This is a genomic window from Ramlibacter sp. AN1015 (assembly GCF_037726105.1).
GTDB lineage: Bacteria > Pseudomonadota > Gammaproteobacteria > Burkholderiales > Burkholderiaceae_C > Ramlibacter.
In genome coordinates this window covers 250,262-268,703 of record NZ_JBBJUM010000007.1, presented here as the reverse complement: position 1 = coordinate 268,703, position 18,442 = coordinate 250,262, and the positions used below count along the sequence as shown (strand labels likewise).

The 18,442-nt window shown below is 55.6% G+C and carries 22 protein-coding genes; 13 read left to right on the top strand and 9 right to left on the bottom strand.

The genetic code is table 11. From position 1 onward, the window contains the following. The 7 genes from WG922_RS13615 to WG922_RS13585 form a co-directional block, all read left to right on the top strand. A partial coding sequence (locus WG922_RS13615) for a hypothetical protein (protein WP_340283219.1) occupies window positions 1-1,883 on the top strand: 1,883 nt, incomplete at its 5' end. After that, window positions 1,880-2,317: a tail fiber assembly protein gene (locus tag WG922_RS13610; RefSeq protein ID WP_340283218.1), complete on the top strand. Its 438-nt coding sequence runs from the start codon at window positions 1,880-1,882 to the stop codon at window positions 2,315-2,317. The genes WG922_RS13615 and WG922_RS13610, both read left to right, overlap by 4 nt. A gap of 65 nt (window positions 2,318-2,382) precedes the next feature. Then, window positions 2,383-2,739 carry a hypothetical protein gene (locus tag WG922_RS13605; RefSeq protein WP_340283217.1) on the top strand — a complete coding sequence of 119 codons (357 nt, stop codon included), beginning with the start codon at window positions 2,383-2,385 and terminating at the stop codon, window positions 2,737-2,739. Continuing rightward, complete coding sequence (locus WG922_RS13600; protein WP_340283216.1) at window positions 2,732-3,691, top strand: hypothetical protein; 960 nt, start codon at window positions 2,732-2,734, stop codon at window positions 3,689-3,691. The genes WG922_RS13605 and WG922_RS13600 overlap by 8 nt, the downstream gene beginning before the upstream one ends. Before the next feature lie 2 nt (window positions 3,692-3,693). After that, window positions 3,694-4,956 (top strand): hypothetical protein, encoded by a 1,263-nt coding sequence (locus WG922_RS13595; RefSeq protein WP_340283215.1) that lies wholly within the window; start codon window positions 3,694-3,696, stop codon window positions 4,954-4,956. 4 nt (window positions 4,957-4,960) lie between these two features. Beyond that, entirely contained in the window at window positions 4,961-5,167 is a 207-nt protein-coding gene (locus WG922_RS13590; RefSeq protein WP_340283214.1) for a hypothetical protein, read from the top strand. Continuing rightward, on the top strand, window positions 5,164-5,670 hold the full coding sequence (locus tag WG922_RS13585) for a hypothetical protein (protein WP_340283213.1): 507 nt from the start codon (window positions 5,164-5,166) through the stop codon (window positions 5,668-5,670). The genes WG922_RS13590 and WG922_RS13585 overlap by 4 nt, the downstream gene beginning before the upstream one ends. Window positions 5,671-5,848: 178 nt before the next feature. Here WG922_RS13585 and WG922_RS13580 read toward each other — a convergent pair whose 3' ends face one another. Beyond that, on the bottom strand, window positions 5,849-6,160 hold the full coding sequence (locus tag WG922_RS13580; protein WP_340283212.1) for a hypothetical protein: 312 nt from the start codon (window positions 6,158-6,160) through the stop codon (window positions 5,849-5,851). After that, window positions 6,157-6,537, bottom strand: coding sequence for a hypothetical protein (locus WG922_RS13575; RefSeq protein ID WP_340283211.1), 381 nt, complete (start codon window positions 6,535-6,537; stop codon window positions 6,157-6,159). Before WG922_RS13575 ends, WG922_RS13580 begins: the two co-directional genes overlap by 4 nt. 1,854 nt (window positions 6,538-8,391) lie before the next feature. Here WG922_RS13575 and WG922_RS13570 point away from each other — a divergent pair. Beyond that, on the top strand, window positions 8,392-8,601 hold the full coding sequence (locus tag WG922_RS13570; protein WP_340283210.1) for a hypothetical protein: 210 nt from the start codon (window positions 8,392-8,394) through the stop codon (window positions 8,599-8,601). 27 nt (window positions 8,602-8,628) lie between these two features. On the opposite strand, the gene WG922_RS13565 is transcribed toward WG922_RS13570, so the two are convergent. Beyond that, the gene (locus WG922_RS13565) at window positions 8,629-9,684 is read right to left on the bottom strand and encodes a PxKF domain-containing protein (RefSeq protein WP_340283208.1); all 1,056 of its coding nucleotides are present in this window, start codon (window positions 9,682-9,684) and stop codon (window positions 8,629-8,631) included. Window positions 9,685-9,932: 248 nt separating this feature from the next. Between WG922_RS13565 and WG922_RS13560 the strand changes: the two genes are divergently transcribed. The 3 genes from WG922_RS13560 (at window position 9,933) to WG922_RS22015 (ending at window position 10,964) form a co-directional block, all read left to right on the top strand. Further along, entirely contained in the window at window positions 9,933-10,229 is a 297-nt protein-coding gene (locus tag WG922_RS13560) for a hypothetical protein (protein WP_340283207.1), read from the top strand. Between the two features lie 137 nt (window positions 10,230-10,366). Then, on the top strand, window positions 10,367-10,615 hold the full coding sequence (locus WG922_RS13555; protein ID WP_340283206.1) for a hypothetical protein: 249 nt from the start codon (window positions 10,367-10,369) through the stop codon (window positions 10,613-10,615). A gap of 31 nt (window positions 10,616-10,646) precedes the next feature. Continuing rightward, entirely contained in the window at window positions 10,647-10,964 is a 318-nt protein-coding gene (locus WG922_RS22015) for a GIY-YIG nuclease family protein (RefSeq protein ID WP_445322832.1), read from the top strand. Between the two features lie 1,090 nt (window positions 10,965-12,054). On the opposite strand, the gene WG922_RS13550 is transcribed toward WG922_RS22015, so the two are convergent. The 4 genes from WG922_RS13550 to WG922_RS13535 form a co-directional block, all read right to left on the bottom strand. Further along, window positions 12,055-12,591 carry a hypothetical protein gene (locus WG922_RS13550; protein WP_340283204.1) on the bottom strand — a complete coding sequence of 179 codons (537 nt, stop codon included), beginning with the start codon at window positions 12,589-12,591 and terminating at the stop codon, window positions 12,055-12,057. A gap of 377 nt (window positions 12,592-12,968) precedes the next feature. After that, on the bottom strand, window positions 12,969-13,289 hold the full coding sequence (locus WG922_RS13545; RefSeq protein ID WP_340283202.1) for a hypothetical protein: 321 nt from the start codon (window positions 13,287-13,289) through the stop codon (window positions 12,969-12,971). Window positions 13,290-13,846: 557 nt separating this feature from the next. After that, window positions 13,847-14,140, bottom strand: a complete 294-nt coding sequence (locus WG922_RS13540; RefSeq protein ID WP_340283201.1) for a hypothetical protein — start codon at window positions 14,138-14,140, stop codon at window positions 13,847-13,849. Window positions 14,141-14,333: 193 nt separating this feature from the next. Further along, entirely contained in the window at window positions 14,334-14,822 is a 489-nt protein-coding gene (locus WG922_RS13535; protein ID WP_340283199.1) for a hypothetical protein, read from the bottom strand. Between WG922_RS13535 and WG922_RS13530 the strand changes: the two genes are divergently transcribed. Beyond that, a complete protein-coding gene (locus tag WG922_RS13530) occupies window positions 14,809-15,216 on the top strand; it encodes a hypothetical protein (protein ID WP_340283198.1) in 408 nt (135 codons plus the stop codon). The two genes, WG922_RS13535 and WG922_RS13530, sit on opposite strands and share 14 nt — an antisense overlap. Here WG922_RS13530 and WG922_RS13525 read toward each other — a convergent pair. Together WG922_RS13525 and WG922_RS13520 are read right to left on the bottom strand one after the other, a co-directional pair. After that, window positions 15,213-15,569 (bottom strand): hypothetical protein, encoded by a 357-nt coding sequence (locus WG922_RS13525; RefSeq protein WP_340283197.1) that lies wholly within the window; start codon window positions 15,567-15,569, stop codon window positions 15,213-15,215. The genes WG922_RS13530 and WG922_RS13525 overlap by 4 nt on opposite strands. Before the next feature lie 9 nt (window positions 15,570-15,578). Continuing rightward, window positions 15,579-16,610, bottom strand: a complete 1,032-nt coding sequence (locus WG922_RS13520; protein ID WP_340283196.1) for a tyrosine-type recombinase/integrase — start codon at window positions 16,608-16,610, stop codon at window positions 15,579-15,581. A gap of 260 nt (window positions 16,611-16,870) precedes the next feature. Between WG922_RS13520 and WG922_RS13515 the strand changes: the two genes are divergently transcribed. Continuing rightward, a complete protein-coding gene (locus tag WG922_RS13515; protein WP_340283195.1) occupies window positions 16,871-18,412 on the top strand; it encodes a fumarate hydratase in 1,542 nt (513 codons plus the stop codon). Window positions 18,413-18,442: the final 30 nt, after the last annotated feature.

The window sequence follows — 18,442 nt, the reverse complement described above, 5'->3', positions numbered from 1 at the left end:
CAAGCAAGGTAACAGGCCAGATTTCAGCAACTCAGATTGCCGCGCTTGAAGCATCTAAGCTGCTTGGCACTATCAGCACAACGCAGATTAGCGACAACGCAATCACAACGCCAAAACTGGTAGCTGGTTCCGTTACCGCGTCTAAGCTTGTGCTGGGAGACACCACGAACCTGATTTCAGACGAAACGTTTGCGGACAATGCATACGTTCAATCAACTGGCGGTCACTTCAGCATCGTGACTCCTACTGATCCAGTGGGATTCAAGGCGTCTAAGGTTATCCGCTATGGCACGGCAAGCCTCACAACTAGCGCATCGTCCAACTTCCTTGCGGACTACCGACCAGCAACAGAAGCATACGTGCCGGTCACACCTGGGGATCAACTGCTTGCGACTTTCACGATGCATACCGCGTCAAACGCAACAGGCACCGCGCACGTTTATGTTAGGTTCTTTGCTGCTGACAAGACGACTGTGCTGCTAGAGCACTTCGGCATCACCGGCTTCGCACTGCCAATCTCAACACCCACAGCGTTTAGCAGCACTGTGACTGTCCCAGATGGCGCACGGTACATGTCTTACCGTGTACGTCGCGGTGGAACTGGCGTCAACCAGACTGTAACTGGCTGGGTGGAATACGGCTTAATCCGCGTTGTTCGCCGCGTAGATGCCCAGTTGATCGTTGACGGTGCAATCACAACAAGCAAGCTGGCAGCTGGCTCCATCGAAGCGGACAAGATCAAAGCAGGCGTCATCACAACTAGCCACTTCGCAACAGGCACACTGTCCGCAGCCAACATTCAAGCTGGCACGTTGGGCGCTGGTGTTGTCTACGCCGGTTCCGTAGCAGCTACGCAGATCACTGCAGGCTCACTTGCATCAAACGTCATCTACACCGGGACGTTGTCTGCTGACCAGATCACAACTGGTTCAATGAGTGCAGCACGGATCACCACCGGCACGCTGAGCGCTGACCGCATCTCAGGCGGCACTTTCAACGCAGGGACAATGACGGTCACGAACTTGAGCGCGAGCAGCATCACAAGCGGTACGCTCAACAGCGCAAACGTCAACGTCACCAACCTGAACGCGTCGAACATCACATCAGGACTGCTAACCTCAGACCGCATTGATACCCGCGGCCTGGAAATTAAAGACCTGAGCGGAAACGTAATCTTCTCTTCTGGTATTTCCCTCGCATACAGCAGGGTTTCAGGCGGTCCACCAAGCAACGCCACCTACGGTGCGCAGTTTGGCGTGAACATCAGCGGCCAGATTACGGCAGCAAACGCAAGCACATTCATCGCGAGCGCAGCGATTGCAAACGCGCACATCGCCGATGCAGCAGTCACGAATGCAAAGATCGGAAACCTGCAAGTCACCGACGCGAAGATTGCCGACCTCAATGTCACAAACGCAAAGATCGGGAATGGTGCAGTTACAACGTTGAAGATTGGCCTTGATGCCGTGACCGTTCCGAGCGGCGTAATGGCGACAAACGACTTTGCGTTCAACCCCTCGTACACGCCCGTAATGTACAGCCCATGGATTGATGCTGAAGGCGGCAAGACGGTTGTGATTGCTTCAGTTGAATACGTGCCTAGCTACCACACGCACCAAAACGGTGATTCAGGCGAATCTTACACGTTCCTTCCGGTCTACATCAGACTAGTCCGAAATGACGGTGCGGTGCTGCTTGAGAAGGTAATCAACACCCGCAGCTTTGAGCAGCGCTCCACAACAATCACATACGTGGAAGGAGCGCGAAGCGGCTCGACTTGGTATGCAGTTGAGATGGCGGGCCAGACAGGGTATGGCACCTCTGCTGCCGTTTACCCCTACGTAAAACACAGAACATTGGTAACGATTGGAGCCAAGCGATGAAAGTAGCACTGTACGAAACAGAAACTGGGCGCATCGTCCAGCTTATGAAGGTAAACGGCTTGGATGAAGTGCCACCTATCCCTGGCACCTCGGCAATCGAAGTTGCGGAGGAAGTAGCGGACGACAAACACTACTACGAGGCCGGTGAGTTCAAGCCTTTCCCAATCCGCTCCAACCCGAAGCACGAATGGGACTGGCCTACGAAGAAGTGGGTTGAACGCCGCACAGCGCAACAGATTCAGAACGAAGCATGGGCCGAGGTTCGCGCCGAGCGTGATAAGCGCCTTGGTGCAACGGACTGGCGGGTGATCCGCAGCACAGAAACCGCACAGCCACTTTCCCAGGCTTGGCGGCAGTACCGTCAAGCGCTGCGCGACATTACTGCGCAAGCCGACCCACACCACATCAACTGGCCCACTCCCCCGGGTGAATAAGTGAAGGAAGGTGCGTAGCACCTTCCAGTCGTTGATAAGTATGAGTGTTATTTGAGGGTCCAGCAATGGCACAACAAGAATCACTCATCATTGATCAAGGCGCGGACTACTTCGTAGATTTCCGGTTCGTTAACCGGAACCTTGGGGGCTACACCGCCCGCATGCAGTTCCGAAAGAACATCGACGCCCCCACTCCACTACTCTCCGCTTCCACGCAGGACGGTCGTTTGCAACTCTCGGTTGAGGGCGCGGATTCCCGCATCATGCTGCACCTTCCTAACAGCTTAACCACTGCTATCGAATTCAAAGGCGAAGAGTTGGAAATGGTGTGGGGAATTGAGCTAGTTTCCCCAACCGGCCTAGTGGAACGTCCGCTCTATGGCACAGCAACTCTCACCAAGGAGGTTGTGCGCAATGGCTGATAAAACAATCGTCATTCGCGAGAAGCAGACGCAGGTTGTTCGCGTAACGACCGGCATCCCAGGCCCACAAGGTCCACAAGGACCGGCAGGCGATGCTATTCCCGTCGGCGGCTCTACCGGACAGCTACTCGCCAAAGCATCAAGCGCAGACGGAGATGCGGCGTGGATTAATCCTCCAGCTACAGACGTGGATGGCGGGGTGCTTGTAGGCACTCCCTACGAGTCAACACCGATCAACCTCGCGGAAGTGGCAACTACGGGCGATTACAACGACTTGCTGAACCGCCCTGTTCTATTCAGCGGCGACTATGCGGACCTGAACGACAAGCCTAACTTGCTGAATTACGTGCTCGCGACAGACTTTTTTGTAGCTCTCGGGGACAAGGCCGATGCATCGACACTGGAGAACCTTGCCGCACAGTTGTTCTTACATGACCAGAATCGCTCAGCCATGTCCGGTGGAACCACAGGACAGGTGCTCGCTAAGCAAAGCAACACCGACTTTGAGTATGTGTGGGCAACACCTTTCAGTGGCTCATACAACGACTTGACAGACAAGCCAACGTTGCTGCAAGGCGAGCAAGGGCCACAAGGACCGAAGGGTGACACGGGCGCAACTGGTCCCCAAGGGCCACAAGGAGCCCCTGGTGCTGCCGGAGCAGTTGGCGCTACTGGTCCTCAGGGTCCTGCTGGCGAAGCGGGCCCAGCAGGTCCTACGGGGCCACAAGGCATTCAAGGGTTGACGGGTCCACAAGGACCGAAGGGTGACACGGGCGAAACTGGTCCCGCTGGCACTACTGACTTTGCTGGCATTACCAACAAGCCAACAACACTTGCTGGCTATGGCATCACTGATGCAGTCACGTTTGCACAGCACACAGGCGAGATCGCAACGTTCAACGAGATGCTTGGTGACATTGACGCTGCACTGGCGTCGATTCTGGGGAGCTGATCATGAGCATTTCAAACAAACTGACAGCCATCAATGACGCCAAATTGGCGATCAAGACGGCCATTGAGAACAAAGGCGTGACCGTTGGTGCGGCTCCTCTGGCTGACTTTGCATCAAAGATTAACGCTATTCAAAGTGGCGGCGGAACAACTTCGCCGCTGGCATGGGTTCGCCCTCCCGACTGGCTTGAAGTTCCGATGCCAGACGCGTCTGAGGAAATCGTCTACGCGCTTTTTGCAGTTCACCCAAACGGCCGCCGTGTATCGTTCAACATCACTGGAAGCTGTCACATCGACTGGGGAGACGGCACGTCGAACAGCTATGCATCTGGCGCCACAATTCTAAAGGTGTTCGATTTCAACGCATTGCCCGAGGCGTCCTGGTGTTCGCGCGGTTACCGGCAAGCACTCGTCGTGATAACTGCCGCGTCAGCTACAGGCTTAACGTCTTTAAATCTCAGTCTACGTCATGGTGCCTACGCAAGCTCTCCGCCGCGAAGCACGTTGCTGGACATTGCGGCTTCTCTGCCAAAGTTAACAACCTCAGCAACACATTCACTCAGCCTATCAACTGCTAGTTCAACACAGTCGAACTCCGGCATGCTGGAACGTGTCCGATTGGTGGTACAAAAAGCCGGAACGTTCTCAGTTCCGCTAAACGGCATTACTGGGTACGGCCCAAACCTCAAGAGAGTCGAGATTACGACTTCTTCAGGGTTCAACGGTACTGACTTGTTTTCAGGAACAAGGGGTTTGGTAAACCCGGACGACATTCAGATTAACTGGCTGGGAAGTGGCAGTGGTACTGCCTCGGGAATGTTCCAGAATTGTTCGGGCCTCCGCGCGTTGCCACCCATCGACGCATCAAAGATAACGTCCATGGGTTCGTTTGCGGCAGGATGCGAGTCGCTAGAAACTGTTGATCTGCCTGGAACAGTCAACTGCACAACGGTGGGCGCAGCCTTTCAGAACTGCGGTAACTTGCGTTCCATCGTTCTAAACTGCACGGCACTCACTTCCGCTCCCGGCAGCCAATTTATTCAGAACAGCATTTCGATTCAGCGACTTGTGCTAACCGGACTCCGCTATGGACTCACCGTATCCTTTACTGCCCTTGAAAGACCGGCCTTAGTGGAGATGTTCCAAAGCCTCGGCACTGCGAATGGCGCGCAAACAATAACGATCAGCAGCACACCCGGAGCCTCAAGCTTGACGGCTGAGGAACGGGCTATCGCGACGGAAAAAGGTTTCACTCTCTCGGGTTAGGAAAATGGACACACAAACAACATCAGGCTTCTACGCATACCAAGGCGAGCTGTTATTCGCGCCAAACTACGTGCTAAACAAGCATTTTGAACTCTGGCGCGAGCACAAGGACACGTACACCTATCCAGTTCATGGCTGGACATGGTTCGATTCCGAAGAAGAAGCATCAGCGGCATTAGTGCCACCACAACAAGAAGAAGAACAAGAATGAGCCGCGAAATCCTACTACCCCGGATCAACACACCAGGCCGTCGCCCCACGACAACAGAGCTGGCACTTGGCTCTTTGTGCGTCAACACAGCAGACGGAAGGCTTTTCACTAAGATCAGCAACGCAGGCGAAGAAGCAATCGTTGAGATTGGCAGCGGCATTGTTGCTGGCTCAGAACGCGTAGCACCAGCCAACACAAGCACTGCGATTACCAACAGCACAAACCCGTTTGTGATCGTCAGCATTCCCGATAGCTTTAACGCTGTGAAGCTGCATTGCAGCGCAAGCAAGGTTTCAGGCGGTGCGGTCTACGCATCAGAAGTGCTAGTTGGGCATGATGGAACGACTGCTGCCCTCACAGAGTACGGCGTCGTGGAACTGGGCGAACCATTGGGTGAATGGTCGGCTACGCTGGACACGGCAGCGCACTACATTCGTATCACGTTCACACCCGCTACTTCCGCCCCATTGGAAGTGACGGTCAGCTACACGCCACTCCAGTAAGAAGCACCGCTGAGGAAAAGGCCCTTGTGATTTCTCACAAGGGCCTTTTTTGCATGGCTACAAAGCAACGAACTATGGGCCTATTCGTTGCCCCCGCTTGAGGAATACAGCTTCAAGCTATTTGGTTTAGGAGTTCCAAACATGAGCGCTTCTTTTTGGAGGAAAGGTCAGCTCACCATTATTTAGCACTGCTAAAACTCCCTAGTGCATCGTGATAGAGCACCTGTGTGATGACAGCATTGATGTGCTGCTTGGTCATAACCGTTTGCTTGATGTTGTTGCTCATCAGCCTTTCAAGTGCAGGCCAGCGCCGCTTCTTCAGCGCCCGCACGTAGGCGATGGCTACATTAGTGTTCCGAAGAATTTGCTTCTCGGCCTCCCTCCAGCCAACAAGCTGGTGCTGGACGCAATACTCGAATGCCCCTAGAGCGGGGCAATCACTTGCAAGCACTGCCTGCATCAAACCTGCTTTGTGTAGCGCGTAGTTCACGCGTCCTTCCCCCATGTAAACAGGTCTTCGTTCGCAATCGGATGCTCTGCAAGGCTCCTTGCCATTTCAGCCTGCTTAGCTGAGCGTGTCGTGCTCTTTGCCTGGGGTGGAATCTCCGTGACTGCAACCCAATCATAGCGATCAGCAAAAACGTGCTGCTGCGCCTTGTGGCTCCAGACACGGGAGCGGATTACCTTGCTTTTAACCTTGTATCGCTTACCTGGCTCTAGCTGTGTAATGTCGAAGGTACTTTCCGCTGGTACTTGCCAGCTTTCGCCTTGTCGGCCTAGCCACAGGTCGTAGTAAACGGTCTTGGCTGTGATGCGGGTTACGAGGATGTCTAGATCGCGGGGAACGAGAGTCTTGTTGTTGTTCATGTTGTTGGTCTCCTAAACCTATGCAGCACCATTTGCTTGCACTACCGTATTTAATGCTTTACGCCAAAATCAAGTGAATAGTCAATAACTTTCTTTGTTCCGAAGCAGAGTGGAATCACATCCGCAGCGAGGTAAGTAGTGGCATAGACCACTTTCCAACAAGGTAGCGACAACGTGGAAGACAAAAAACGGAGCGGACGCCCGGCGAAGCGCGTTCAACCAGAATCATTGCATGGGCTGGCAGCAGACATCACGCAGGCGAGCAAGCATCAGCTGCACCCCTCGCAGATTGCGAAGCTGAAGCAGCAAGCAGCAGCAGCCGCATGGGCTGCCCAGTGGGACTGCACCAAACCTAGCCAGACGCTTGTGGTGCATCGCCAGTTCTGTACGTACTGTGGGGAGCGTGCGGCGTTCCTTACGCTCCAGGGGCGTCCTTGCTGCTCTCAGCTAGCTAGCAAATGCCCGAAGTTCAGCCCTGGTCTAGCTGGGCGCATGGCGAGGGCCAAGAAGGCGCAGCAGACCCAAAAGTGAATTTTGCGCTGTGCAGCCGATTCAGCTATCCTGCATAAATAAACATGAAGGCAACGATGGCGGTCGTTGCGAAGCACAGATTATGTAGGGTTGATTGAATGCAATCAACTCAACACAGAAAGCCTCAAGGACCGCCATTCTTGAGGCTTTCACCTTTTGGATGTGATCGAACATCCTGCCATGGTCTGAGACAAGCCAACTACGGGACTTGCAGTAAGACGAGAAGCTAAAGCTTCCAGGCCGCCTGAGATAACTGCGCACTCAGGACGAAACGGCAAACGCGACAGACCCCATGAAAACGGGTTGAGTGCAGTAGGTGTAACTTGCAGGAGCAGGACGCCTTAAGAGGAGGATGCGTTAGGGCAACCCTTTCCGTACACGCGGGGAGGAGGATTAAAGGATACCTACGTCCAATGATTGTTGTTGAGTCAATGCAGCAGCAAGCAATGAGCGGAGCGATAGCGGAAGCGAATGCGCAGCGGCTTGCCGATACCAGCTGGTATCGTGCATTGTCACCCTAACAATGCTGCTGCGGTATCCCATTCATTATTCGACCACTGGCGTTAGGGCGCATTCTTTGCCTTTTGCTCGCAAGGCGCAGATGTGTTCTCCCCTTCGGGGTTGTCTTGCCTTCGCTTCCGCTCAGACAAGACAAGGCGTTCGCCCTGCGTTCGCTTTCGCTCACTGGCCGGCGCTCGCTTCGCACCGCTTGGCCTTACGGGCTCCGCCGGGTTTCTAAGAAATAACCACCTGGGAGAAGCAGAACTGATTGGTTCTTGGGCTGTCAGGTGGTTGTGGTCGCTTCGCTCCTTGGCTGGCGCATGCCGAGGTGTAGATTGGCGCTGCTCGCCCCATGCCCTAAGACGCGACCAGAGCCCCTAGGACAGACGATCAGCCCTAGGGGCACACCCACTACACCGACCAGGAACAGGGTGGTGAAGGCCAGTACCTTCGGGACGCGAGAAGGGCTTCAACAACACCCGTCACGGCAACCTGCACTACAAGGTGCAGACCGGCTTGCGTGAAACGCCCATACAGCCGCACAGGGAGACCACCGTGAGCGTCCAGCGCATGTTCACCATCCAGAAGGACAACCCGCTGCTCACCTACTACAAGGACAACACGCGCTACGACCTGCACTACTAGCCGATCAGCGTTGCGAAAACGCCGAAAGAGAATACTTGCCACCTACTGGACTGTCCCTGGCTTCTCTTTTGTCTCTCGTTCACCTACCAAGATGACAGGTGCAGCCTGACAGAGAACCCGATTAAGTGCTCGTAAGCGTCAGGGACAATGATGGGCATGCGTTGGAGGAACCCCCTCATGCCCCCGCCCCAAGACCCGCAGGACAGCGACTGGCTGACCCACTTCGCGAACGACAAGCCGGTAGTCAAGTTGGCCGCGCTCGGCATCGACCGCCTGCCCCGCATCCTGATGGCAGCGGGAAGCCTCGTATGGAAGGTGGCCCTGTGCGCGGGGGCGTTGAAAGCAGGCGTCTACGTGGTCTACAAGGCCGCTGCGCCCTTCATCTGAAATGGGCAGCAGCGCGGCGGAAATCGGTCACTTATTGAACTGGAAGCTAGCTCGATGCGTAGAGCCGTCCTTGAACTTCATCGCCAACTGCCTGCAGCCAGTCCACTTCTTGTCCGTTTTCCAGACGTAGGTGTATAGCTTTGTCAGCGGATCGTACTGTAGTCCCGAACTGCCGGCAGTGCTGACCGTTTCTTCAATAGGCTCAACTTCCCCAGAGGTGCAGCTCGTAACGATGGCCTGGGGTACGCCATCGAGGATGTCCATTCCCTTGTCCTCACCGAAGCTGAACTTGACCGGAACACCTTGTCCAGCTTTCACGGAATTCATCGCGTCAGGATTGATTGGCGCCTGAAACCCGCCGAAGGCCCAATACGCGGGCACGGCCACAAGGATTTTGTGTCGCAACTTAGCTCCCGGGATCTTTTCTTCCCCCGCACCGGCTGGAGTGTCGTATAGCCGTCGGGCGTCAGTATTGTCGAGGGTCTCCAAACCACCGTTAACCCGGTCCACGCCGACATAGTTTGCATAAGGCACAGGCAGTCCCTGTAGGACCAAATACTCTATCGAGAAACTGAGCCGTTCACCAGCCGTAACGGCAAGGTTTAGTTGGGATAGGTCATACACAACTTCCACCGCGCTTGTTACAGGACTAGAGAAATCATTCGGGCACGCTGCGGAACCAAGGCTTGGATCTGCTTCGTTCGACCGTTGGATTTCGCCTTCCACTGGATCAGAAAACTGATCTCCTCTTCGAATTCGCAAGACATACGTTCCCAAGTAGTAGTCCGAACACTGGTTCACTACTATTTTGCTGAGCTTGCCGTCATTGCTTGTGACGAATGGCTGCAAGTAGCTGTTGTAGTACGGACCGCGATAGATCCACAGGGTAGGGTCGTACGCTCGATAGAACGCATTGCTGATTCGCAGCGGAGCGTCCGAGCCCCATTGCTGAGAATCAACAACGTCCCGCGTGGCGAGTGACTTGCTGTCTACCACATCAAGGAGCGCCACGTCACCTCCGCCGCCTCCGCAAGCTGCGAGCACGGCACCTGCGGCGACAGAAACGCAGAAAAACTTCTTCATGGGACACTCCTGGATGTGTTTGTCGAACTAGGCTGCTGTAGGACGGAAGAGGACGCATGTACGAAGACCCCCTCGTACGCGTCGGACAGTATCGCTCTAGAAGTTAAAACGCTAGCTTGGCGCGGACCTTGCAGTGAATGTTTCATCTGGTAACGACTCATCGTGAGCGTGCCCAGGAACTTCTCCCTCTCCAGCTTAGCCTCTGCTGCTAAGAGCAACGCAGTTCACCAGCTCAGATAAATCCGAGCATGGCACTCAACCAAGAACTCAACGCACCGTTCAACACCCCAGATGGGAAGATCGTAATAACCCTCGGAGACTTCCTGAACAAGTTCTTGAGGCAGCCCGTACACGAAGCAGAAACGCTGAGACTCAACGCCACGAACATCCTCAAGGTGTTGGGTGTGAAGAACGTTAGCCAAGCAGATGCGAGGAAGGCAGCAACGTGGCTAAGAGCAAACGGCTTTAGGGCGGTACACCAAGGAAAGGTCTACAAGGTAGGCATGGTGTATCCCCAGGCTAATGACTATCTGGTTGTCTTCTGATAGCCAAGACAGCAGGAACACCATTCTTTTCTACCAATAGCGCTTTTAAGCGCCCCTATCAAAATTTTAGTCAAGTCCTGTAGATTTCAACACTACGAGCCAGTCGGATGAAGACTTGACTGCCACCAAACAACACCATGAACAATCCACCCTCTGAGAAAGACATTGATGACGTGATCGAACGCTTGACTTGGCATGACGATGATGTAGTGCTCGTTCTCCATCTCCCCCACATGAGCTTCTTTCGGTTCCGTTCGGAGTGCAAGGTTCCCTCGGAGCTGATCCTGAACAGCTCTATTTGGAAAGAAGAAACGTGGGAAGTGAAAATTCCATTCCTGTCCTCAGACGGAATCCTGTTCACTCCTGAAGAATCAAGCGATTCTTGATGCCACGCATACAAGGCACTCCAATACAGGCATGAAAGAAGGCATCTACACAATAACAAACGTCGTGAATGGGTGGGTCTATGTGGGCCAAACGGGGGACCTAGAAAAACGATGGCAGACGCACCAAAGGGACTTAAACAACAACAGTCACTCCAACGAGGCACTGCAATACGACTGGTGTTACTACGGTCCTGACTGGTTTAGGTTCAATGTCATTCAGCAGTGCGGCGGTAAGTGGCAGCGCAACAGGCTTGAACGCTCTCTCATCAACGCCCTTCCCTACGTCTACAACAAGTGCGGCCGAACCATGCCTCTAGGGCAAGTAGCGGAAGAACGTACTGGGTGCTGAACAAAACCTACCAGACGCACCATGGGGCTGCCAGACGTCTTGGTGAGGCATTGGCTCTTGTTTAAACCCATACCTCAGCGGTTAGTACCTTCTTTAGACTTGACTAAAACCAGTTCTAATTTGCTATCTAGTGCCAGATAGCTAGACTGGCATACATACGATAGCCCGCAGTATTCATTGTCGCATTGCACATGTGATTGCTGCTCCCGGTGCGGGCTGTAAACGACATGACCGAAGCAGCTAACTCCAGGGTAAGTCTGTAATGTGCTGATGCAGGTCGAAACAGCGCCTGTACTGAGGGAGTCCTGTATTGGCTCCCTCTTTCACCATTGGAGCATCACCACCAAGCGTCTAGTCGCCTGAACCATTTGGTAAGGCATGGTGGCTGCGTCGTATGGTACGTCATCTGGTGTCATTGCCAAATGAATTCGCAACCAAACAACGAGCCATTTTGCGGCTGGAAAACCATTCACAACCGCCAAGCGTCACCAACGCGCAACTGAAGACCTGAACCATTTGGTAAGCGATGCCAGCCACGTCGCATGGTGAAGCACCTAGACGTCACACCAAATGAATTTGCGCCAAAGCAACGCCAAAACTGGCAGTCAGGTGCCCTGTGAGTATTTCAGTGAACAACGTCATCTGGTGCGTCTGTGAATAGCGAAGCCATACAGTAATACCTACCTTGTACTGCATGGCACGCCTGTGAACATAGACAAAGGCTATGGTCGAACAGCTATGGCAATGACTTACGCACCATTCATACCAGTGTCAACAACATCGCCTAAGTGCTTGTGGCATCTGGTCTTTCTTGCCACGTAGCCATAGCTGTTCTATTAGCGACCTCATGGTGAATGCCAACACTCAGGTGGTTGCGAAGTCAAAGACTTTCTTCTTGAACGGCATTGCTTGACTTCTTGGTAAGGCAGGTACCTTTTGCCACGAACTGGCAACCATGGAAGGTAGTGGCTAGTCACACCATCTGGTACATGACTTCGGCCCCTGTTCAATCACACCATCTGGTACATGACTTCGGGCCACCCGGCCCCTTGCTGTGCGCCAGGCCAGCTGACTGTTCAGCGTTCATGGGCTACCTAGAGACTTTCTCGCCGAGAACACCCTCTTTAATCTCGATAGTCCTGTCTGTCGGATCAGGGAGGTTGTTCTGCACCGTCATCGTTACTGTCCATCCCTTCGGATACGCCCAACTTGTCGTCGTCCACTCAACCTGCGGAGTTCTCTGCCTGCTTACGTTTTGAATAGCCTGCTTAGACCCGCTGTTCTTCGCCGCACTTTCAAGAGCCGCCGAGAGCGTGTCAACAACCTTGATGCTGTCCGTCGTGCTGCCAAAGAGGCCCCAGGTGCGCTCAATGTAGTTCAGCTTACCGTCCTTGAAGCCCAGAGCGCCCACAAACCTGCCGTTCGGCATCGGTGCATCAGCGAGGAAAAATCCGTTCGGATCGCTGCTAAGGGGGACAACCGTAAAGCGACGGCGCACCTCTTCCATGACGAGCGCTTGTTGCGTTCCAAGCTCGAAGCCCATGAAGCTAATGGAAAGGCTCTGCCCGTAGGCCAAACTGCTAGCCAAACACGCAAGCGCCACGCTGTACTTCACCACACCACCCATCACTAACTCCTGTTCTCCCTAACTGCTCGGTTGGGCGAAGCCGCGCCTGACCCAAACTAACCCAGCTCCTGCGGCCCAAAAAAACGCCGGCGGGAGGACCAGCAAAGCGGAAAGCCGAGCCCAATCTGGGAGCGCAGTGTAGGGGTATTGCGCGCTGCTGCCATTCTTTGTCAGCCAGCCTGTGTCGAACAAAGCAAGTGGATCACTTACCCAGAACCAGAACACATGTCCGCAATAGTCCCTGCCGCCATGTTCAACCCATGGGCCGACTCCGCACCCCCAGAGGTGTACCCGCTCCCAAGCAAAGAGGCCAACCACTGCTACCAGCCAAAGCGTCGTAGCAAACACTCCGAGTCTGAGCCACCCTTTACTCATGTTCACTTAGACCCTGCGCGGTGGTGCAGCTCGGCGTAAAGAGTATTCGCACCATAGTGGACGTTCTTCAGCGGGTTAGCCTTGCAGAAGTTGTCCATCCAGAGGAAGATCTGATCCCCCTTCAGTCCCTGCAAGGGATCGCCCTTCGCTTCGTGCCGCAGGCCAGAGTTGATGCCAGTCATGAAGCCAAGCAGCCACCAGCGGTGCGCTGGATCGTTTTGCCGCACCCACGTTCCGCAGTCGGGGACGTCATACCCAAGCGCAGACTGAGCTTGCGCGCTGCACGCGAGAGCAAGGGTCAACAGAACGGCCGCTGACTTCATCATTTCCCTTCTAGAAAGCAGAACAGGGATCATGCCGGTCGCCCAGCACGACGTCAATGATGAGCTTGGGTCGCCCGCTGAGCACGCACCGCTGTATCTAAAGTCTGCGGGACAAACCTGCTATGGACGAAACCGCTCCAGCTACTAGCATCGCTCCCCCTCCTCTACTGCCACGGCCCAGACTATGAAACAACTCTTCCTTGCAGGAGCGCTGTTCGCTGCCTCGTTCGCGAACGCTCAACTTGCCGATGCAAAGTTTTGCCAGTCGCAGTACTCCGGTGCGGTGGCTTACTGTGCGCAGAGTCTGAACTTCCTTTCGCCCAGCCTTAGAGCCGGCGCTCAGAAGGCTTGCGTACAAGAAGCGAAAGTGGCGCAAAACGTCTGCCTGAATGGCAACTCTGGCCCCACGTGCTCGGAGAATTGCCTATCAAATTATCTCCAGGCAGCGCATGTGTGCCAAACCACATACGACGTTGTAATGTGCCAGGGAAACCCGACGTGCGAAGCTGAGTACAATCAAAACAGAGCCGCGTGTGAGATTGATGCGGTCAACCAACTCAATTCGTGTACGGCTGCGTGTCAATAGTCGGACGCTGCCATAGCTTGTTATCAGCATCTAGGAAGTCACGCACTATGCGGAACTGAACGGGCCTGTCGGTGACGTAAATCTCGTTGCTTGCCACTAGGCTGTATTCAAAGGAACAAGAAGCCCATTCGCGGTCATAGGTGGCAATACGCTCGTTGCGCGTTAAGTCCCACAGCTCTAAAACGATGTCATCCTCACGCCAGGAAAGACGATCAAGCACCGCATCGATCTGCTCGCCGCTCGCGCTCATTGGGGAGTCAGCCATGCGCCATCCTTCGTAATACAAGGGCACAGCACCGTAAGTTTGCCTGCTGCTACCCCAGCCGCCACCGTTTCGCTGGTGATGTACGCCCGCACGTCATCCCTGCTGAACGCGCCAAAGGGGTTACTGATAACTGCGTCCTCACCCGACCAAGTGAGGCGATCAACTACCGCGTCCATGTCTGCGCTAGTAGGCATCACAGCACCTTGTAGGGCCACTTGCCCGTTTTCAGGCGTGCAGTCATAGCGGGTTGTGAGATCCCCAGGGCTTTCGCAGCAGCAGTAAGGGACTCGTACACCACCCCCTCAATCTCTAGGCGCACAGGTCGTCCCCCAATTGAAGTGCGCTTCCTCATCTTTGCTTTCGTTGCCTCGCTGTGCTTCTTCCCCTTGTGCGCTTTGCTGATAGCAGCACGCCACTCAGACTGACATCCAATCCTGATGGGAGCGAAGCCGCGCTCACTACAGGTCATCACTGCCACGTTGCCAAGCTCAAAGGGTTGATCTTTGTCCAGCACCCAAAGGCAGTATTGGTGCTTGAACTTGCCGCGTTGGTCCCACTTGCCGCTGTATTCCCACAGCTCGCACCACTGTTCAAAGGTTAGGTTCCACGCCCTGCCCTTTTTCAAGTATGCGTGGCGCTGACCATGAAAGCGCATTAGAAGTTTTGGTTTGTTCGTTTCCATACCTGTACTTAGCAGAGTGTTAATTGCTAAGTACCGGATGGCACACTACAAAAGCGCACTAGAAAAGGCATTTGCCGCTAAGCACGCCCTCCCCTACGAAACCGACAAGCTCCTCTATGTCCAGGCACGCACGTACACGCCCGACTTCAAGCTAGGCGAGCACCATTACGTGGAATGCAAGGGGAGGTTTACTGGTGCGGAGCGGACAAAGACGCTGCTCGCACTTAAACAGCACCCAGAACTGAAGCTGGTATTCGTGTTCAACAACCCCGAAACGCCGTTGAACAAAGGCAGCAAGACAACTTATCGGGACTGGTGTTCCAAGAACAACATCCAGTGTTTTAAGATAGGCGACCCGGCCCTAGCTGCCTACATTGCAGAATACAAGGCTTAACGCACCGGGTAAGTCAGCCGAAATTGCACTGCGTCTTTCTCGTCCACAAACCCAACAGTCAGGTTGCACTCGGCTTTGGTCAGGGATTGGCTCTTCATCATGCCGTTTGCTGCCGAAAAGTGAACGGTTGAGTATTCGACCCACCTACCGACAACGGCTACTCCCTCACCTTCCCCCGTGGTTTCGTCGATTTTGTATTCGGCAGCTATGCGCTTTGCAATGTCGTCCAGCTCCTGGAGGTCTTCAGGACGACTAATGTGGATCGAGCCGTCAAGCTCACTAACGGCAGTGAAGCTGTGGAGGTCACCGTCCTGCTCAGGATCTGGTGCTATGTAGGTGAAAACAATGGGCATCGAGACATTTTAGCCCATCGCGTTCATGATCTCTGCTGCTCGCACGGCAGCGGCGTTGGCTTGAACGTTCATGTACACGGTGGTACTAGCAAGGTTCTTGTGACCCAGCAATCCCTGCACTTCCACAACAGACAAACCAGCTTTAAGAACCCTGGTGGCAAAGGTATGACGAAGCGTATGGAGCGTCACCTTGCCAGACGTCTGATCAATGGCCGCGCGCTCAACTGCTTCGTTGATCCAAGAGGTGTTTACCTTTGCCAGAGCTTTGCCGGGGAACACGTAAACGCCCTGGTTCTCTGCTCTGCGCCTTTCCAACATGGCACGCAGTTTGTTCGACATCACTACCTGCGAATCAACACCGCCCTTTGAACGGTGGATCAGCACCGTGTTCGCATGGAAGTCCACCTGCGACCACTTCATTTTCTGTGCCTCGTTCAAGCGACAGCCCAAGTGCAGCAGCATGAGGAACAGGTCTTGGTTGTCCCGCCTCTGGGCAATGTTGATGGGGTTCTTGCCGGGGAACTTCGCTGCTGGGTCGATGGCAGCAAGGATGCGCGTCTCTTCATCCACTGAGAGAACGCGGATGCGGGTCTTCTCAGGCCGCATGCCTTCCAGCTTGATAGCAGGAGTCCAACCTTGACTGGTGCAGAAGTTCTGTAGCGCGTTCCAGTACCCGACAGTCACGCAGATGGTGTTGTGAGCAGCGCCAGCATCGCGCCTGCGCTGCACGACCTCTTGCACTTGGAACAGCTTTAGCTCCTTCATGGGTACGTCTGGAAGAGCCATCCAGTGCTTCATGTGGACGCATGCGTTCGTGTGCCCACCCGTTCCTTTGCGGGCCTTCAAGAACCCCTCAATAGCCGCATGCAGGGTGATGGGCTTGTTCCCAGTGAACACGATCTCCTTCACCGCCTCGTGCTCAAACTTGGCTGCGATCTGCTCGGCCAGCTTCTTGTCGCTTGTCTTGGTGCTTCGGGAAATGATGTGGCCGTTGATCATCTTGCGGAAGTGCCAAACGCCTCCGCGCAGCTTCAAACTCATCTTTACGCTCCTGCCAGTTTGTACAAAATTTGCGTAAAGTCAGGATGCATTCTTGTACTAACGACCTCAAGCAGAGACCTAGTGGCTCAGCAGCTCTTTTGGCAACGGCTCACTGGTGGAGGCACTGTTTCAGCAGGATCAAGCTGCGCGGTGCGGAGTTGGCCGCGGGGCTCTGCTCACGCTCGTAGGCGCGGGCAAGGTTGGCGATGTTGAGGTGAAGGGATAATGTGCTCTGCCACTGACAACACGCCTGAAAACGCATGCCCACCACGATCAAGGCCGCTGACCTAATTGAGTCGGTAGCGAACGCACTTCAGTTCATCAGCTACTACCACCCGGCCGACTACATCGCGCATCTGGCCCGCGCCTACGAGCGTGAGCAGAGCGCGGCGGCGAAGGACGCTATCGCTCAGATCCTCACCAACAGCAAGATGAGCGCGACCGGCCGGCGGCCGATCTGCCAGGACACCGGCATCGTGAACGTGTTCCTGAAGATCGGAATGGACGTGCGCCTGGAGGGCTTCACCGGCAGCCTGGAAGACGCGGTCAACGAAGGCGTGCGGCGTGGCTACAACCATCCCGACAACACCCTGCGCGCGAGCGTGGTGGCCGATCCGCAGTTCGCGCGCAAGAACACCCGCGACAACACGCCGGCCGTGATCTTCACCGAGATCGTGCCGGGCAGCACGCTGGACGTCACCGTAGCGGCCAAGGGCGGCGGCAGCGAGAACAAGACCAAGTTCGTGATGCTCAATCCCAGCGACTCGCTGGTGGACTGGGTGCTCAAGACGGTGCCCACGATGGGTGCCGGCTGGTGCCCGCCCGGCATGCTGGGTATCGGCATCGGGGGCACTGCCGAGAAGGCCATGCTGATGGCCAAGGAGTCCCTGATGGAGGACATCGACATGTACGAGTTGCTGCAGCGCGGCCCCTCGAATCCGACCGAGGAACTGCGCCTGGAGCTGTACGAGAAAGTGAACGCGCTGGGCATCGGCGCGCAGGGCCTGGGCGGCCTCACCACGGTGCTGGACGTCAAGATCCGCATGTACCCGACGCACGCTGCGAGCAAGCCCGTGGCGATGATCCCCAACTGCGCGGCCACGCGCCACGCGCATTTCGTGATGGACGGCTCGGGCGCGGTCTATCTCGATCCGCCGAGCCTCGACCTGTGGCCCGACGTGCAGTGGACGCCGGACACCCAGAAGAGCCGGCGCGTCGATCTGAACACGCTCACGCGAGAGGACGTGGCGAGCTGGAAGCCGGGCGACACCCTGCTGCTGAACGGCAAGATGCTCACCGGCCGCGACGCGGCGCACAAGCGCATCCAGGACATGCTGGCGCGTGGCGAGCCGCTGCCGGTCGATTTCCGCAACCGCGTCATCTACTACGTGGGGCCGGTCGATCCGGTGCAGGGCGAAGCCGTGGGGCCTGCGGGCCCGACCACCGCGACCCGCATGGACAAGTTCACCGACATGATGCTCGAGCAGACCGGCCTCATCGCGATGATCGGCAAGGCCGAGCGCGGGCCGGTAGCGATCGAGGCGATCAAGAAGCACCGCAGCGCCTATCTGATGGCCGTGGGTGGCGCCGCGTATCTGGTGTCCAAGGCGATCAGGCAGGCGCGGGTCGTCGGCTTCCACGACCTGGGAATGGAAGCGATCTACGAGTTCGACGTGGTGGACATGCCGGTGACCGTGGCCGTGGACGCCGGCGGGACCAGCGCGCACATCACCGGCCCGGCCCAATGGCAGCAACGCATCGCCACGGGTGAATTCAAGGGCGTGGCGGTCGCCGCCGCCTGAACGCCCCACCGTTGCACGCAGCGGCCCCGG